The sequence below is a fragment of the Photobacterium sp. WH77 genome, from assembly GCF_022014395.1.
Taxonomy (GTDB): domain Bacteria; phylum Pseudomonadota; class Gammaproteobacteria; order Enterobacterales; family Vibrionaceae; genus Photobacterium; species Photobacterium arenosum.
The window spans coordinates 101,936-119,058 of record NZ_JAKLTE010000011.1 but is presented as its reverse complement, the minus strand read 5'-3'; the positions used below and the strand labels follow the sequence as shown (position 1 = coordinate 119,058).

Genomic DNA, 17,123 nt, shown 5'->3' with positions numbered 1-17,123 from the left:
AGACCCATCGAGAAAAGGATTGATTCCACTGTTCAACTCCTTATCTGAGCGTGTGAAAAGCTCAGATCGTCTGGGCTTCCAGCTGGCATATTTAACAGATGTTGTGACTTTTTTAACCACTCCTTTCACTATAGTTCCTGATTAACGAACCAACAAAATTTTGACTATGAATAATTTGTCATCAGTGACCCGAACAGATCTTAACAGTTGCAGTAGATTATTATGCAACTAATTAAGTCACTCTCAATCGCTATAGAGAAAATCCATCCGCTCTTCTACCCTCACTGACGTTAATCAAACATAGGGGTTCTGATTATTTTTCCTATTTTAGCTTGTATACTTCGATACTCCGGAATCACTCTGATTGAAACCGGCAATAATGCCAGCATAGAAACCGAATACACTAATACACCTGTTACTATACCCAGGAGTAAACCCCAGAAATGGCTGTCTATTTCAGATACCACAGCAATAACGCTGAAATACATCAATACTGAAACAGAAAACGGCACAAAAATAACGGGCAATAAACGGCTGGCCTGCAGCCTGATCACAAGCAAGAACACAGTTGTCACACACACCAGAAATATACCGCCAACCAGTAAGCGAACAAAAGACAGGCTGTCAGGATCGTCGTAGCCGCTACCATAAAAACTGCCAATCACTAACAAAATTGCCAGACAATCGCACTTAAATAACAGCGGCATCCTGGATTTTAAGATCAATACCGTTTGTATTAACATATACATAGTCATCACAATCATTAAGAATGACAAATTCTGCATGACTGGAATAACGTCAATCCATTTTTCTCCGAGAACGACATAGACAAAATCCTCCGCAATGGCGCATACCCCAAAAGACACAGGCATAGCAAGAAACATTAACAATGCCATTTGCGAATACAATCTTTCTTTCAGTAAGCTGTCCTGATCTTTCAGTTTTGAAAACACGGAAAATGCTCCGTGATTCATCGGGGCCAGAAAGTCAGTAAAAGGCAGCCAGGAAAACTCCTGCCCCATATTATAAAAACCGACGTTGCGGCTGTTAAGAATATTACCCAAGAGCAGCATATCTACCCTGGAGCGCATATAACCAGACACAGAAACCAGATACAGCCATTTAGATATAACCCACTGTTCTTTCCAGTACTGTGTGCACCAGCGGGGCCGAAAAGGACAAAAAATATAGCTGGTGATCACTTCAATCACGGCCATCAATATAACACCGGCAATTAAAGCCCAGTAATTACCGATAATTAACGCAACCGCTATGGTACACACACTGCCGAGTGTTTTCGCTACCATTAGCATCATGGTTTCCATTTTAAAATTGAAGTTTTTTTCGAACAGATCCATACCGACATTATGAAAAGCAAGAATAACGGGAATAATACTGACAACACGAATGACCACTGCTATCTCTGGCTCACTGGTGTAAACAGCTACCCAGTCTGCCGACAGAAATAAAAAAAACGCAGACACGATACGAAACAGCAGATTCAAAGACCAAATACTGTGCAATTTATTTTCATCAGTCATATCTTCCATCAGCACATATCTTTTGGTCCCCACCGTTGATAGTGCAATGAAAAAATACACAAAAAACATAGTGAACCCGGCGATACCATAATCTTCCGGCGACAGTAAACGCACAAGCACCAGGGTGCTGATCAGCCCGATACAGCGGTTATACCAAATAGTGATCATAGACCACTTAGCACCCGAAAAAATCGCCTGGGAATACTGATCTGCCATAAGTTTCTGCCTTATCCCTGGCTGACTGCCATGTCTTTCGCCAGGACAATTTCACCGTTCAGCTCCCGCAGAAACCACTCAATATAGCGCCGTGTGGTGTATTTCAGTCGCTCGCAATCTTTGGTGGTGGGCACATAAGGTGTCATTCCGGCCACCAGACTGGGGGAGTGAAAAGACAGTACAAACACGTCTTGCCCTATTGCCATCTGAGCTTGCGTGATGGCCTGAAGCTGGGAGAGATCATTGCCTTCCGGCGACAAACGGTGCCTGCTTATACGAAGAGCCTTTGCAATGAAACGGGTAAGGTGTTTGCTATTGAAGGTACGGCACCAGGCCGGACACTGATTGGCCTTTTTTGCAACCCGCTTGGAAACGGATAGCCAAGAACTGGTATGCGGAATATGCCGAATCGCATTTTCAACAAAAAGGGCATTGGTATATTCACTGAAATCAGGCCCTTGCTGATGGCTGAAATCACAGTAAGCACTGATACTGAGATCGACCTGATAACCCAATGTGCGCAAATGTTCACTGGTAACAGGGCCAAAACCGTATCGTCCCGCCAGATACGTAACCGGAGATACCCCTGACACCGCCTGTATTTTTTCTGTCAGCCTGCTTATTTTTTCATACTCAAGATCCGGTGCCAGATTACAGGGATAAGACTCAAAGTCGGTCACAGACTGATCATGAGAGACATTGGGCGGATTCACCCAGGGGTGCAAATGCGCGGCAAATTCAACACACTGCGCTGCGTTGCTTTGGTAGTGGGCTATCACCTCCCTGCCTCCGGCACTTTCAACAAACGGATAGTCCATGGCCAAGGTGATCTTAGCGCCAGTCTCAATCAGTTCCCCCATAAAAGGGATCAGGGCATGATGGTGCGTAACGGCAGTATTTCGGCTATTAAATCCCTGATCCCAGTCAAATTCTTCCTCAGCATGGATCACTACCAGTAGTTTAACGTCCATCTTTTCTCCTGATTCGCTGCAACGCCACCATTTCTGAACTCACCGAACGCTTTATCCGAAAGCGGCATTTCGCTGATGCAGTACGCTGATGCAGTACGCTGATAATTAGGGGTTCTGCTAACCGTGCTTTCCCCAGACAGCCTCCGGGGCTCGTTACAATCAACTTCAGTAACTTGCAGCCTGAGTCACTTGGCATACCTATGTTAAAAATGGCACATGAAGCACAGAGCCACCATGCCAGATCATAAAATTGTCTTATCTGCCACCTGAATAATTTCAAAACAGCTATCTGGGTTTCGCCTCAGTCAGCCTGGCTAACTACTTACATTTTCGGTTTTTCTGCTTTCCTAATCTCAGTGCTGCAACCCAATCTCTACCCATATTCAGTCTTGTATTACCGACTAACTATGGCGGATTTGTGGTACTTGCTTCACCCGATGTCAACATTCTTACCTATACTCGATATTGAATATTGTTTGACGTTAATCACACTTTTAAAGCAGATAATAGCCGGGAGCTGACTGATGATTTCGAAAGGAATAAAAACATATCTCGCGACAATCGGTGTTCTCGCTCACGTGATCCTCCTTGTTGCCGGTGTGTATCTGGTTAAACACTGGAGCGAACAAAGTCAGACCCTGCCCGCCGCTTTGCGCCAGTCAGTCAGTCACATTGAACAAGAGTTTCCAAGCCTGGCACCTGTCAATCAGGCCGTTGCCAGTGTGGCCAGCAACCTCGCCAGCCCTTCCTATTTCTGGCGCGAATTTGATACAAAATACTGGCCATCAGTCGGGCCTGACTGGTCATCATCAGGCCCTAAGCCAGAACCGATCAAGCCCGCTTCGCTCGGTACCCTCTGGGTATCTGATGAACAAAGCTTTGAAAAAGCACTGGAAGATGTGTTACCCGGCCAGGACATAGTCGTGAAAAAAGGCACCTACTTTTTCAGCAGCAAGCGCCTTAATATCAGCCAGATTACACCCTCTGCATCGCGTCCCGTAGTATTGAGGGCAGAAGAGCCGGGTACCGTTCTGCTGCAGCTCGACGGGCTGGAAGGCATTGTGATTAATCAGCCCTACTGGACGGTATCAGGGCTGACCTTTAAAGGTGTTTGTCCCACCCCTTCCGATTGCGATCATGCGCTGCACATTGTTGGCGATGCCGATCACAGCCTGGTGCAGAACAATGTCTTCATCGATTTCAACGCCGCCATCAAAGTCAACCGGATGGCGAACAAGTTTCCTGATAACGGCATCATTCGTCGTAATCACTTTTACAATACTCAGCCAAGAGACACCTCGAGATCTGTGACTCCCATTAATCTTGACCATGGCAATGCCTGGAGTATCGATCGCAACATCATTCGTGATTTCATCAAGTCCGGCGGCAATCAGGTCAGCTATGGCGCTTTCATGAAAGGCGGCAACGAGCAAGGCATCATAGAAAACAACCTGGTTATCTGTAACAGCACCAGCCGGAAATATGATGGTTATCAGATTGGCCTGTCATTAGGTGGCGGCGGTATGGAGCAGGAGAATCGGCGGGGACAAATAGCTTTCGAAGGGGATAACCATACTGTGCGTAACAATATCGTCCTGCACTGCAATGACGTGGGTCTTTACATTAATAAATCCAGTAATTCACTGGTCAACAACAACATTTTCTATCATACCTCGGGCATCGACGTCCGGTTTGCTCAGTCCAGCGCCGAGCTGATTAATAACATTGTGAGCGGCAAAATACGGGAACGCGACCAGGGTAAAGCGTCGGCCTCCCACAATCTGATTCTTTCCCCTGACTATCTGACCGAAAAACAAAAACTGGATGATTGGTTTACCTCGCCAGCAATAGGTAACTTCTCGCCCAAAGACGATGCTATCAAAGCCAAATTAACCCGCAGTGCCACTGAGTATCCCGTGACGGCCAAAGGGGACAGTATCTCGGACTTTTGTGGCAACCCGATCAATGTGCAAGACACCTTTGCCGGCGCCTTTAAGGACAGTCAGAACTGCTTTCGGACAACACCCGACGCTTCAGGGCACGACGCTTCAAAGCACGAATAGCTTTCTTCACTGAATAGGTAAAATGCGGATAGCGGAACTGACTGATCGCCAACCGGCACTCACGGTTGGCGAAGGTTTTTTTGTAACGGGCAATCCCGCCCATGAAATCGTACCCCAGCGCCCCATTTTCCCAGGCATCCTGGATCAGCAGATAGTGCGCAACCAAACCGGGTTTCAGGTGATTATCGCCCGAGCCATAATTCAGCGCACTTAAATAGAACAGTACCCAGTTGGCATGGTGAAAATTATAAATCACCCCCAGATCGTCTTCCCCGGCCTGCAGGTGGTGAATGGCAATCCGCCCCTGAGGCAGCCCGCGGCGAATCAGCTCATGGTGAAAATGCAGAAAACCAGGATTTGCAAAACCACTTTGTTCTGATTTGCTGCCCCAACGACTGAGATGATATTCAGCCGCATGATTGAAAAGCTCAAGTCCCTGAGTGACAGAAGAAGCCGTGGTGATTTTCACTTCGCCCAGCGCATTGTACTTATTCAGGCTGCGCTTTATCTGATACCTGGCATTTCGCGACAGAAAGCTATCAAGCGTCTGCTGCTTGTCCTTCAGCGGGCCAAAATCCAGCGCAAAGCCGACCGACTCCCACACCACCTCTTGTTCTGCAAATGCCTGTTTTTCTGCAAGTGCCAGCCCGGATAAAACGGCCTGCTTATCTGCCCTTTCGCTACCACAATGCGCCGCCACAGACTGTGGTCCGTTACTGACAAAATCCACGTCCAGACTGGCGCCAATCTCAAAGAGATCTGTCCCGTTCATTTGCGACATCACACAGGCTGTCATTAATGGACGAACGGTATTGGCCAGCGTCTTGTCCATCAGAAAATCGTTATATTCAATCCAGATTTGATCCTGTGAAGGAATACCTGTCCGGTGAAGGCAAAACTGTCTGCCATAGGACAAACCAGCAATCTTTTTCTCTTTAATCACGATAATGCCCAGGCCGACAATTTTGTCCTCTTGCCGGGCAAGAACAACACAACAGTTGTCCACAAAACAATCCAGCCATGTCCCTATCCAGAGCCAGGACAAAAACAGGTTCGGTTCAGCCTGCTCCTCAAGCGCACACCAGTGTCCTGCTAACCACTTATGATCGGGGTTAACAATCCATTCGCACTGTATCGAACTGTTTTTGCTTTCCATTTTTCTACCCTGCGCCGTAATTTATCCGTTCGCATCAAGCATAGCAGAGCAAAGGGCAACGCACTTTTCAGGTACTTTAATGGCTATTTTTATCAGCACAGTGAGTACAAACAGACGTTTTATGTCAAAGCGATTGGCCGCAGTGTCAAAAATGTGACTATCCTAAAAAAAGTCCATCTGAAAATTCTGACAGGGATGATTATGGCTTTTTTACCTCGCACCACCTTTCATGTGCTGGCACTCGCTGGTGTTGTCGCTGTCACACTCACAGCCTGTGGTGAACAGTCTGTCGATGAGTACATGGCCAAAGCCGATACCTATCTCAGCAGCAATCAAATCAATGCTGCAGTTATTGAGCTGAAAAATGCCATACAGCAACATCCTGATGCCAATCAGGCCCGGCTGATGCTGGGTAAGATTTACCTGGACCAGGGCGATTATGCCAGTGCTGAAAAAGAATTGTATAAAGCACTCAGAAGCGCCGACGAGCAGGACGCGATTGAACCACTGCTTGCCCAGGCCTATCTGGCCCAGAAAAAAACAACGGATATCATTGACCTGGCCAAACGCCCCCGCAGCCAGCAAGCTGAAGCACTGGCAGACATTTACGCGATAGAATCACTGGCTTTGTTGCTCGATAACGATCCCGATGGCGCTGAACAAGCCTTTCAGCGAGCCGAAAAAACCGGACAGATCACGCTCTACACGCGCCTTGCCAGAGCCAGCTTAGATGCCACCAGAGAACTCAATGATACTGCACTGAGTCAGGTCAGCAATATAGTACGAGTGTATCCCGCCAGCAGTGATGCCTGGCTGCTGAAAGGCCATATTGAAACCAGTATGGGTCATAACAAAGCCGCAGCAGAGAGCTATCGCAAAGCTGTAGACACCGCCCCGAAAGCCTTACAAAACACCCTGTACCTGGCACAGGCGCTGGTGAAAACAGAGCAGTACCAGGAAGCAGAAAAGTATGTCGATAATCTGCTGACGGTATTAAGCGGTCACGTACTGAGCAATGAACTGAAAGCCACCATTCTTTACGCCGAAGAGAAACAGAGTGAAGCAAAAGTCCACGCCGATTTAGCCATCCGAAACGGTTCCAGAAATCTGCCCACTTACCTGATTTCGGGTGTCGTTGCCTATAACCAGGGAAATTATGAACAGGCCAGTGAGCGATTTGAAAAAGTCGCGCCTTTTGTCTCGCAAAACCATATGATCCAACGCCTGTATGCCTCCAGCCAGCTTAAGCTGGGTGACATTGAAGGTGCCATGCAAACCATGAATCAGTTCGATGCCACAGACAAAGCGAGCAGCGACTTTATCTCAGATATGAGCCTGGAACTCGCCAAAATCGGCCGTAATGATGCCGCTATGTCTCTGGCAGAAAAAGCCAATCATAACCCAACCACCAGCAAGCAGCTTCGCTTAGGATTGCTTCAGTTAGCCAGTAATGATACGACGGGGGTCGACACTCTCCAGCGCATTCTCGATACCGATCCAACCCTCGCAGAAGCGAATTTGGGTCTTGCCTATTATTACTTAAAACAAGGCCGGGCCAACGAGGTCAAACAACTTGTCACTGCCTGGCTTGAACGCAATCCAAACGATCAGACCGCCCAGATGCTCAATGCCCTGGTGCTGCAAATTGAGAAAAAGCCCGATCAGGCGCAAGCAATCTATCAGCAGGTACTGGTAAAAGACGCCAAGAACTTACAAGCCACTTTGGGGCTTGGCCAGATTGCCGCCAGCAAAAATGATATGGACGCCGCTTTCGGTTATGCGCGCACCGCTTATTCCCATTACCCGGGAAAGAATCTGACCACCCGGACGCTGTACAAATATGGTCAGCTCAGTGGGCAACTTGACCAGGCTGTATCTCTGGTTGCTTCTCAGGTCGAAGCACACCCGGATAATACCGCACTGAAATTGGATCTGGCTCGCGGTTATATGCTGCAAAAACACCCGGACCAGGCACTCAGCCTCATGACTAGTCTTACACCCCAGCAGCAAACCGCCCAAAGCTGGCGACTGCTGGGTGATATCTATTTCAGTCAGCGCGACTACCGTCAGGCCGAACCGGCTTACACCAAATGGCTTGAGCAAGATGTACTCAGCCAGCCAGCGTATATGCGCAATATCCAGATTAAAGAATTGAACAACAAAATGAGAGATAGCCTGCAACTGGCCGAAAAGGCCGAGCAGTTATTTCAGAACACGGCGATCTTTTCACTGATGAAAGCCGGGCTGCAACTGAAACTGGACAATGCCAGCGCCAGCCAGGCCACACTGGATGCCCTGCCGGACAACGTAAAGACACAAGCGTATTTCATGCGATTACAAGCCCTGAATTACCTGCAGCGCAAAGACTATACCCGAGCTGTTGAATGGCAACGGCAACGCTATGCTGCCTCACCGGGGATCGCCAGCGCCAACGATGTGGCCACTGCTTATTCATTAAACCAGCAAGCTGAGGAAGCCATTGCATTTCTGCAGGGGGTCATCAAAGAATACGGTGATAAAGCCGCGGCCTTGCGCCTGACACTGGCCCAACTGCAATTTGAGCAACAGCCTGAACAGGCTATCGCGCAGTACCGGCGCATTCTGGAGCAACAGCCAGATAATGTCGTGGCTTTAAATAATCTTGCCTGGCTGTATTTATCTCAGGAAAAATATCCGCAAGCCTGCGACAGCGCTTCGAAAGCTTTAGGGTTGGCTCAGGAGCACCCACAGATTCAGGATACCTACGGTTATTGTCTGCTGAAATCAGGACAGGCCGCCAATGCGCTGCCAATGCTGGAAAAAGCCTACAAGCAGGCACAGACTAACCCTGAGATCGCCCTTCATTATGCAGAAAGTCTGCTGGCAAACAATATGAAGGAAAATGCGCGAGAAGTTTTAATTGGCGTGACGACTTCCGATCCTAAGCTGCTGATGCTAAAGAGCAAACTGGAAGAACAAATCCGGCTGTAAACTCAACGCCCCGCAGTGCGGGGCGATAGGTTCACCCCTTTTTCTGCCAGCGTGTAAGGACAAAAATCATGCTTTTCTGTACCCGTCGAGTCACCTTGTGCATCGTGCGAACTCTGTTCTGCCTTGGCTGCATACTGCTTACAACCACGCACACACAAGCCGCATTGCCAGACGTTATTGCGAAAATTAAACCTTCAGTTGTCGGAGTCGGCACTTACAACAAACTGGCGACACCACGGGCTAATTTAATCGGGACTGGCTTTGTCGTCGGCGATGGCACACTGATTGCCACCAATAATCACGTTGTCCCCACTTCCATCGAAGTGGATACAAACACCGGCTTTGTTGTCTTTGTCGGGACAGGCACTTCACCGGATGTCCGCACCGCAACAGTCGTTGCACGTGACAGTGAGCACGATCTGGCATTACTGAAAATCACTGGCAGCCCCTTACCAAGCTTGCGTCTCTCTCCGCGGCCGGTGCGTGAAGGTGAAATATACAGCTTCACTGGCTTCCCTATAGGTGCAGTGCTCGGCCTGTACCCGGTGACACACAGAGGCATGGTATCCAGCATTACGCCGATTGCAGTACCGGCCCGTACAGCAAAAGAGCTTTCAGTTGCACGCCTCAAATACCTGAAAAACCCTTATGTCGTCTATCAGTTTGATGCCACGGCCTATCCCGGCAACAGCGGCAGTCCGGTCTACCATCAGGACACAGGTGAAGTCATCGCTGTCATCAATAAGGTCTTAGTGCAAACCAGCAAAGAAAACGCACTGAGTCAGCCGAGTGCCATCACTTATGCCATTCCCGTTCGGCACCTGAATCAGCTGTTAAGCTCACGCTATAAACCATGAGAGAACATGCTGAACCGATCTCACTGTATGTTTCATTGAAAGAGCGGCAATTACTGATATGGATATGGCTGCTATTCAGTTTGTATGCTGCTTCTATCGCAGGGCTGACCTTAATGCCAGCCGCAGAGAAAGGATCACTGGCCGACTTAGATACTTACGGCATATCCGGCCTGGATAAACTGCTTCATGTACTGACTTATATGCTTTTTGCCATGCTGGCACTTTGTGTCAGCCAGCAATACCGTTTCTACCTTACCCTGCTGATCGGACTGATGATTTTTGGCAGTCTGCTCGAAGTTTTCCAGGGCGTTCTTCATCTTGGGCGCCAGAGCTCTTTTTCCGATGCCGTGGCAAATCTTTCTGGAGTCATGCTGGGCGGATTGCTATCTTGGTACCTGGAACGGCATGCAGCCATGAAAAGCAGTAGAAAACGCTAAATGTACGCACAATCCGCGAGAGCGTGATTATTATCCGACACCGTTCCACTCACTATTCTTACAGAACAATGGAGACTTTGAATGAAGCGCGCTCTGCTCTTTTCTGCCATGATCGCAGGAGCATCCTTACTGGCAGGCTGTTCAGACAACGAAGTCGGTGACGTCAGTCTGGGCGTATTTACCACTAAAGACATCAAACTGAATGTGCTCAGTGATCCGCTGATACCAGGCGTCACCTGCCACATTGCCAGTATTGAAGCGGATCTGGATTTTTCAGATCCCAGTGATTCATCCATTTCCTGCCGGCAAACCGGTGAAATTACCCCGGAAATGATCGCCGCTATTGATAAATCGAAATCGGGTGATGTGGTTTTCAAGAAGTCGAAAAGTGTCTTTTTCAAAACCATGAAAATTCGCCGGGTGTTTGACCACGACAGCCAGACACTGATGTATCTGTCTTATTCCACCAAAGAAACATCAGGCAGCTATAAGCACAGCCTGTCTACAGTGCCACTCTGGGGAACCAAAGCGTATCAGGCACCTGTCACACCACAAGCACAGTAACTGAAATCCTTCATTCAGGTTACTGTTTACATTCAGTAACAAAAACACATGCATACTGCATCGCAGCTCTGACAATTCACAGAGCTGCTGCAGGTGTACAGCTAGTCAGTATCTCTTCCTGCTTTCTCAATGACTTAAACCGTTATTTTTGATCACTAAGTTAGATTTTTACCGCAAATTCAATACAGTAATATCTTGACGCTCCACCTAAAGCCGCATTTAATTATTTAACAAGATAATAACAACCACGGAATGGAACATTACAATGACTTTGCCTTTACAGCCAAACACATTAAGGGATTCGCTCATGACGCAAGCATTACCTCATGAACGCATGTTGAAATGGGCAGAAGAACGCCCGGATGACATTTTTCTCCGCCAGATCATCAACCGGCAGTTTACCGACTTTACCTATGCCGAGGTCGTAGATAAGGCACTACGCCTTGTCAGCGCATTACGTGCGCAAGGCCTCATGCCAGGGGACAAGCTAGGCTTGATATCGAAAAACTGCGCTGAATGGTATATCTGCGATCTGGCTATGATGCTCGGCAGTTACATCAGCGTGCCTGTCTTTCCTACTGCAGGTGCAGACACCATAGAGCACTGTCTGACTCACAGTGAAGCCAAGCTGATTTTCATTGGTAAGCTGGATGATAACCGCGCGATCAATACCGTCTGTAACAATCTGGAAGACATCATCACTGTCAGCTTCCCGTACCCGAACACCCCAGAGTGTAAGCACTCATTCAATGAGTTAATTGACTCGCACAACCCGAGTGAAGAGCGCCCTTCCCATCAGGACAACGACGTGATGTCGCTGGTGTATACATCCGGCACATCAGGGTTACCCAAAGGGGCCATTCTCTCTTACGGTGGCTTTGCTTTTTCGGCGCAGAACCTCATTGAGCATATCGGCATCGTCGACAATGAACGTCTGTTCTCCTACCTTCCCCTGGCTCACATCACCGAGCGTGTCTATATCCTGGGCACATCAATGATGGCAGGTGTGCAGGTTGCTTTTCCTGAATCACTGGATACTTTCATTGACGATGTGAAAATGCACCGCCCGACATTATTTATTTCAGTTCCCCGCCTCTGGACTGTGTTCCAGCAACGGATTCTGGAAAAACTGCCGCAGACAAAACTGAACATTTTGCTGAAAATCCCCTTTGTGTCCGGTCTTATCAAACGCAAACTGGCTGATGGACTGGGCCTGAATGAAGCGCGCGTATTAGGCTGCGGTTCAGCACCGGTTTCACCGGCCCTGTTGCGCTGGTATGAGAGTATCGGACTCAATATCACCGAAGCCTGGGGTATGACGGAAAACTATGCCTATGGCACACTCAACCTGCCGTTTCGTAGCGACAAGATCGGCACGGTAGGCAGTGCGGGGCCGGGTGTGGACATCAAGATCGCCGAAGATGATGAAATTCTGGTGCGTAGCAAAGGCCTGTTTTCTGGTTACTACAAAAACGACATCGCAACCAAAGAAAGCTTCAATGATGAAGGCTGGCTGCATACCGGCGATCTGGGCAGTCTGGATGAAGAAGGCTTTTTGACAATTCAGGGCCGGAAAAAAGACAACTTCAAAACAGCGAAAGGTAAATTCGTTTCACCGGTTCCGATTGAAAAACGCCTCTTTGAACTTTGTGGCATTGAAATGATGTGTGTGGTGGGTTCAGGTATGCCCGCCCCCATACTGCTGGCGGTAGCGCATGCTTACCCTAATTTTGACCGGGACAGATATGCGAAAAAAGTGAGCCGGGCAATCGACACCATCAATAAAGAACTGGAATCACACGCCAAGATAAAAGGTGTTCTGATGATCAAAGAACCCTGGAGTATTGAGAACGGTATTCTGACCCCTACACTGAAAATTAAACGTCATGTGCTGGAAAAACAGTATCACGATACCGGCTGTCAGTGGCCAAAAGATCAGCTTATCCAGTGGGAAGAATAAACACCGCAACCGTCACCACGGCAACAAGTGATCGTTTGCCAGTGCAATAAAAACAACGGGCAGCTTTAAGCTGCCCGTTGTTTTGTTGAAGACAACAAATCAGTTATTCGTAATCGGCGTACGGATTTGCCGTTGGCAATGCAATGGCTTCATCAAAGGCCGACAGAGTCAGGCTGTCCTGTGTCATTGTCACCGAGGTTTCATCCATCACAGACTCACCAAAGTCATAGCGGATTTCTTCCTGTCCCTGACAAGCTTGCTGATCATGCGCCGCGGTGACACCACGCACCTTAACATTACGCGCAAGATATTCAGCGATAGCAAGCTGCCCGTATTTCTTTTGCAGCATCGCCAGGGTTTTCTGTGGCGATAGCACCAGCGCTGATGCATTGTTGCCACCAAAACCTTTGGCATTAATGATCACGCCCTGCATGTCATCACCCGCTGTGCCGGCAAAGTAATGATCCATCAAAATATTCAGATTGGACTGATGCACATCATCGGCAATATGATCAATCGTTTTAATCCCCGGAATCCAGCCGTACTGCCAGACCCCCAGAGAAGCCATCAGCTGATCGCCGGCTGCCGCACTCATAGAATGACCAACATAAGATTTAATCGCCGTCACCGGCCAGTTTTCAATGCCAAAGGTCTTTGCCACCTCGTTGAGTATGTGGCTTTCCGTAACTCGGTTTTGCGGTGTGCCTGTACCATGGGCCTGGACAAAGGTTTTCTTCACACCGTCCGGGCCGAGAATGGCCTTCGCCAGTGCCGCAGCCTTCGCAACAGTGACATAGTTGCCTACCCCCGGTGCTGAGATAGATTTCTTATTGCCGTCAGCATTGATAAATACATCGGCAGCAGAACCATAGATATTTGCCCCCAGCTTCAAGGCCAGCTCTTCTTCCATCAGCACGACAAACTGGGCTGATTCTGCCATGGTAAATCCGGCATTATCAGAAAACGGACGACAGGCACGGCGGTTATCTACGGTGTCACTGTCATCCAGCGCGCAGATTTGTGCGTCTTCAGCTAACGCACCCATCACACGAAAACCTTCCATGATTTCAGAGACCACAGGCGCTTCAGCGTTTCCGACAATCGCCACTTTGGCCGCACCACTTTGAATGTCTTGCATGCCTTGACGCAAATTGTACAGGAAGGTTGCACAGGCCCCCATGTTGGTGCCCGTTGTCCCAACGCTGTTAATCACATAGCCGTTGATGAAATCGGCCGGCATTTCAGCCAGCGATAAAGCCATCATTTTCGAGCTGACCCGCCCGCCGGTAAGCGGTGCGGCAACCATACCAGCTATGGATTGATCATCAATCTGCGCCAGCGCACTACCGGCATACACAGCAACCTCGTCAGGGCGGATATGGGTCAGTATTTCCGACCAGTCAACACCCAGGGAATTGAGCGCATCTGAGGCGCCATAAATGGTCAGTTGCAGTCCGCGCGGATGAAACCGTGAGTTATATAACTTACCCGGTTCAAAGCCACGGGGAATGTTGCCGCCACTGCTGACAGGAAAAGTGACATAATCGGCCAGCAGTGCATCCAGCTCACCGGTTACCGTAATATGGACTTTGCTGCCCTCTTCTTCCAGGCGCCAGTTCTCCGGTACATGCGCAGGTAGCTTTGATTTACGCAATGTGAAACAGATCTGTTCATTACCGCCTGAAATCGCTGTTTTATATTGCTGCAGTACGCGATCAGGATCGAAGGTTTCAATACGGCGGATTAAGGTGCCGTCCTTGATCGCTTCAATCACAGTGTCAGTGACGTCACCGTCTGCCAGGCCCATTCGGTGCGCCAGATCTTGCCAGGTTGAATGCATATCGCTGGCCGGCAGCATGTCTGCCAGCATACGTTTATAACTGTGAAAACCTGAACTACGACCTGCGGCATTGATACCGCCCATTCCGACAATCAGAGGTAATTTCATTGTATGCTTCTTGCTTCATGATTTATTTGTCTATCAGATTACCAAGTTCCACTGGTATTTCACCTGGCTTTTACGCCATAATTACTGACATAAACGCCAAACCAGATCAAGAAGACGAATTTGTGTCGGCATGAGTAACCAGCTTCAGCTCAGGTTCAGAAAAAATCACCCCGTTTCTGTCTCCATTACGTTTAAAACAGAGTGCTGACTATGAAGATTGCCTTTGTCCTTTATCCGCGTGCGTTAATCACAGGTATTTCTCTTGCTGCAGAGATGCTGAGCAGTGCTGCCAGCCTGAGGCCCAAACAGGATCAGAGGTCAAAACCCGTTTCAATTTCGGTTGTTGCAGAGAGTCTTTCACCGCCAGCGGTCAAATCCGGCCTGCGGTTACAACCGGATCTGACCCTGAAAGAATCAGGACAATTCGATTTTGTGATTTTGCCGCCCATCTGGGGCAACCCGATCTCCGCGCTGAAGCAATGCCCGGAACTGGTGTCATGGCTGACTCACCAATATCAGCAGGGCGCCAAAATTATCGCCACAGGTACAGGCGTCTGCTGGCTGGCCGAAACCGGACTGCTCGATCAGCAAGTAGCAACCACGCATTGGTACTATTACGATAAGTTTGCCGCACGTTACCCGGCAGTTGTTCTGAACCGCCAGGCGTCCATTACTGTTGCGAATGGTTTGTACTGTACCGTCAGTATCAACTCGCAATCAGAGCTGATCCTGTACCTGATACGTGAGCATTTTGGCCAAAGTGTGGCGAAAACAGTCGAAACGCATTTCGGGCATGAAATTTCTCAGTCTGATCAGCAGCCCTTCTATCAGATAGGCGGAGAAGTTCAGTTTGATGAGTCCATCGCATTGGCGCAGGACTGGCTCAAACGCAACTTATCCCGCCCCATCACAGCAAAAGACGTTGCAGAACAGTGCGGCTTGCCATTACGGACTTTTCAACGCCGGTTCAAAACCCAGGTCGGCCAGACTCCGCATGAATATTTGCAGTCTTTGCGCATGGAAGCGGCACAAATCCTGTTGCGGGACTTTGGGTTATCTGTTCAGGATGTCGCAGAACAGGTCGGTTACCGTGACGCCCATCATTTCAGTACCCGTTTCCAGCAACAGTTTACGCTGAGCCCGTCTCAGTACCGCCATATGGTCAAAGCGAAGATATACCAAGCCTGAATTACTCACTTATGAGATTCCGCATCACTTAATTGCCGGATCAATGGTTTAGCCCGCATCCCGGTCACACTGATAGTCACCCAGTCGCTATGCTATTAGTAACGAACAATTCAATAAGATCTCGAGTTGAACTGGGTAATGCCTGTCTCGATGAACTGGAAAATCAAGTGATGTATGGTCATATCCAATTGTTTTTCATACTGTTCATAGCGTACTCTGCTGCCAGTGCTCCACCAAAACCTCTGCCGACCAGTACCACAAAACTGGATAGCCGTTCCTGCCGGCTAGACCTTTACCATCTGGCCAAGAATCAGTACAACAATATTGAACCTGATTTTCAGATTGCGCTCGTCGCGGATAATGGCTTTAACCGGCGGTATGTCGCCCTGAAAGCTGATATCTCTTATCCGCTTGGCTTCGAAAACTTCAGTTATTTTCGTACCGGTCAGCCAGTTGAGATTTTTACCGCAGACTGGAAAAAGTATTACGGCAATCTGAACCTGTCAGACTCTTCCCGCAGTTACAGTATTTCCCATTTGGTCAGATTAGGCAGCACTAGCCCGCGACAAGCTTTTGACCTATTAGTCAGGCTAATCGCAGAAGATGAAGGTCGCTTTGAGTTTCGTAGTGCCAACAAGCACTATCGATTCTATCTGGAGGAAGGGCATCTGGATGATTTTCTTGATTGCCTGAGAAACCAAGTCACAAAATAAGCAGAAAAGCCGCAAGGTGTCGTCTCAGCAGTTAAAACCACAACCACTGAAATAGCGAACGCCAGCACTGTGTGCTGGCGTTCGATGTCTGGCATGTGTGAACCTTATCGGCTTTGAACCGGCTCGTACTCACCTTCAATAACGCGCCCTTTTGGCGACGTATTATCAGCTTGCGCCGCATTGAAAGTGGCAAATTCTTTCGCTAGCTTGCGCTTGAGGAATGGCTGAGCAATAAATGCAATCAATGCCATCGTCAGTCCCATGACTGCCGCAAAGGTCAGCGCAAAGAAACCTACAACCAGTGCGATCACACCAGTAAGGATATTTTTCATCTGTCACCTCATTATCAGGTACAGGAAACAGGACAATACCTGCATCCGAACACTCAGCCTCGCACAACAAAGTTGAATGCAGCTTGAACAGACTATGAGTTGTTAGCATTTTTTCGCTTACCACGAACACGAGAAGCCGCTTCAGATATACATGCCTGCATTACCTGGTTTCAGCCATTAGTCTTCGAGATCATTCACTTTTCTTAT

At 48.6% G+C, this 17,123-nt stretch carries 13 protein-coding genes; 8 read left to right on the top strand and 5 right to left on the bottom strand.

The window, feature by feature from the left end; translation table 11 throughout:
• Positions 1–290: 290 nt before the first annotated feature.
• On the bottom strand, positions 291–1,757 hold the full coding sequence (locus L6J37_RS13035; RefSeq protein ID WP_237795403.1) for an oligosaccharide flippase family protein: 1,467 nt from the start codon (positions 1,755–1,757) through the stop codon (positions 291–293).
• Positions 1,758–1,768: 11 nt separating this feature from the next.
• A complete protein-coding gene (locus L6J37_RS13030) occupies positions 1,769–2,728 on the bottom strand; it encodes a hypothetical protein (RefSeq protein ID WP_192016857.1) in 960 nt (319 codons plus the stop codon).
• Between the two features lie 524 nt (positions 2,729–3,252).
• On the opposite strand from L6J37_RS13030, the gene L6J37_RS13025 reads away from it, so the two are divergent.
• Complete coding sequence (locus tag L6J37_RS13025; RefSeq protein WP_237795401.1) at positions 3,253–4,791, top strand: right-handed parallel beta-helix repeat-containing protein; 1,539 nt, start codon at positions 3,253–3,255, stop codon at positions 4,789–4,791.
• Here the strand turns inward: L6J37_RS13025 and L6J37_RS13020 are convergent.
• Positions 4,721–5,947 (bottom strand): GNAT family N-acetyltransferase, encoded by a 1,227-nt coding sequence (locus tag L6J37_RS13020; RefSeq protein WP_237795399.1) that lies wholly within the window; start codon positions 5,945–5,947, stop codon positions 4,721–4,723. The genes L6J37_RS13025 and L6J37_RS13020 overlap by 71 nt on opposite strands.
• Before the next feature lie 201 nt (positions 5,948–6,148).
• Here L6J37_RS13020 and prsT point away from each other — a divergent pair, with 201 nt between their 5' ends.
• The 5 genes from prsT (at position 6,149) to L6J37_RS12995 (ending at position 12,735) form a co-directional block, all read left to right on the top strand.
• On the top strand, positions 6,149–8,917 hold the full coding sequence (gene prsT / locus L6J37_RS13015; protein WP_237795397.1) for an XrtA/PEP-CTERM system TPR-repeat protein PrsT: 2,769 nt from the start codon (positions 6,149–6,151) through the stop codon (positions 8,915–8,917).
• A gap of 68 nt (positions 8,918–8,985) precedes the next feature.
• Entirely contained in the window at positions 8,986–9,774 is a 789-nt protein-coding gene (locus tag L6J37_RS13010) for a S1 family peptidase (protein ID WP_237795395.1), read from the top strand.
• The gene (locus L6J37_RS13005) at positions 9,771–10,211 is read left to right on the top strand and encodes a hypothetical protein (protein WP_237795393.1); all 441 of its coding nucleotides are present in this window, start codon (positions 9,771–9,773) and stop codon (positions 10,209–10,211) included. Before L6J37_RS13010 ends, L6J37_RS13005 begins: the two co-directional genes overlap by 4 nt.
• An 81-nt stretch (positions 10,212–10,292) precedes the next feature.
• Entirely contained in the window at positions 10,293–10,775 is a 483-nt protein-coding gene (locus L6J37_RS13000) for a CreA family protein (RefSeq protein ID WP_120512930.1), read from the top strand.
• 307 nt (positions 10,776–11,082) lie between these two features.
• Positions 11,083–12,735 carry an AMP-binding protein gene (locus tag L6J37_RS12995; RefSeq protein ID WP_225445284.1) on the top strand — a complete coding sequence of 551 codons (1,653 nt, stop codon included), beginning with the start codon at positions 11,083–11,085 and terminating at the stop codon, positions 12,733–12,735.
• Between the two features lie 103 nt (positions 12,736–12,838).
• Here L6J37_RS12995 and L6J37_RS12990 read toward each other — a convergent pair whose 3' ends face one another.
• Entirely contained in the window at positions 12,839–14,683 is a 1,845-nt protein-coding gene (locus tag L6J37_RS12990) for a beta-ketoacyl synthase (protein ID WP_192016851.1), read from the bottom strand.
• Positions 14,684–14,893: 210 nt separating this feature from the next.
• On the opposite strand from L6J37_RS12990, the gene L6J37_RS12985 reads away from it, so the two are divergent.
• Positions 14,894–15,871, top strand: a complete 978-nt coding sequence (locus L6J37_RS12985) for a GlxA family transcriptional regulator (protein WP_192016850.1) — start codon at positions 14,894–14,896, stop codon at positions 15,869–15,871.
• 170 nt (positions 15,872–16,041) lie between these two features.
• The gene (locus L6J37_RS12980) at positions 16,042–16,584 is read left to right on the top strand and encodes a hypothetical protein (protein ID WP_218385379.1); all 543 of its coding nucleotides are present in this window, start codon (positions 16,042–16,044) and stop codon (positions 16,582–16,584) included.
• A gap of 104 nt (positions 16,585–16,688) precedes the next feature.
• Here L6J37_RS12980 and L6J37_RS12975 read toward each other — a convergent pair whose 3' ends face one another.
• The gene (locus L6J37_RS12975) at positions 16,689–16,916 is read right to left on the bottom strand and encodes a hypothetical protein (protein ID WP_192016848.1); all 228 of its coding nucleotides are present in this window, start codon (positions 16,914–16,916) and stop codon (positions 16,689–16,691) included.
• Between the last annotated feature and the right edge of the window lie 207 nt (positions 16,917–17,123).

Bases quoted from the DNA above. Each gene is read 5' to 3' on its own strand.
- L6J37_RS13000 (WP_120512930.1), top strand. From the start codon at position 10,293: ATGAAGCGCGCTCTGCTCTTTTCTGCCATGATCGCAGGAGCATCCTTA.
- L6J37_RS13030 (WP_192016857.1), bottom strand. From the start codon at position 2,728: ATGGACGTTAAACTACTGGTAGTGATCCATGCTGAGGAAGAATTTGAC.
- L6J37_RS13005 (WP_237795393.1), top strand. From the start codon at position 9,771: ATGAGAGAACATGCTGAACCGATCTCACTGTATGTTTCATTGAAAGAG.
- L6J37_RS12995 (WP_225445284.1), top strand. From the start codon at position 11,083: ATGACGCAAGCATTACCTCATGAACGCATGTTGAAATGGGCAGAAGAA.
- L6J37_RS12975 (WP_192016848.1), bottom strand. From the start codon at position 16,916: ATGAAAAATATCCTTACTGGTGTGATCGCACTGGTTGTAGGTTTCTTT.
- L6J37_RS12990 (WP_192016851.1), bottom strand. From the start codon at position 14,683: ATGAAATTACCTCTGATTGTCGGAATGGGCGGTATCAATGCCGCAGGT.
- L6J37_RS13025 (WP_237795401.1), top strand. From the start codon at position 3,253: ATGATTTCGAAAGGAATAAAAACATATCTCGCGACAATCGGTGTTCTC.
- L6J37_RS13010 (WP_237795395.1), top strand. From the start codon at position 8,986: ATGCTTTTCTGTACCCGTCGAGTCACCTTGTGCATCGTGCGAACTCTG.
- L6J37_RS12985 (WP_192016850.1), top strand. From the start codon at position 14,894: ATGAAGATTGCCTTTGTCCTTTATCCGCGTGCGTTAATCACAGGTATT.
- L6J37_RS12980 (WP_218385379.1), top strand. From the start codon at position 16,042: ATGTATGGTCATATCCAATTGTTTTTCATACTGTTCATAGCGTACTCT.
- L6J37_RS13035 (WP_237795403.1), bottom strand. From the start codon at position 1,757: ATGGCAGATCAGTATTCCCAGGCGATTTTTTCGGGTGCTAAGTGGTCT.
- L6J37_RS13020 (WP_237795399.1), bottom strand. From the start codon at position 5,947: ATGGAAAGCAAAAACAGTTCGATACAGTGCGAATGGATTGTTAACCCC.
- prsT (WP_237795397.1), top strand. From the start codon at position 6,149: ATGGCTTTTTTACCTCGCACCACCTTTCATGTGCTGGCACTCGCTGGT.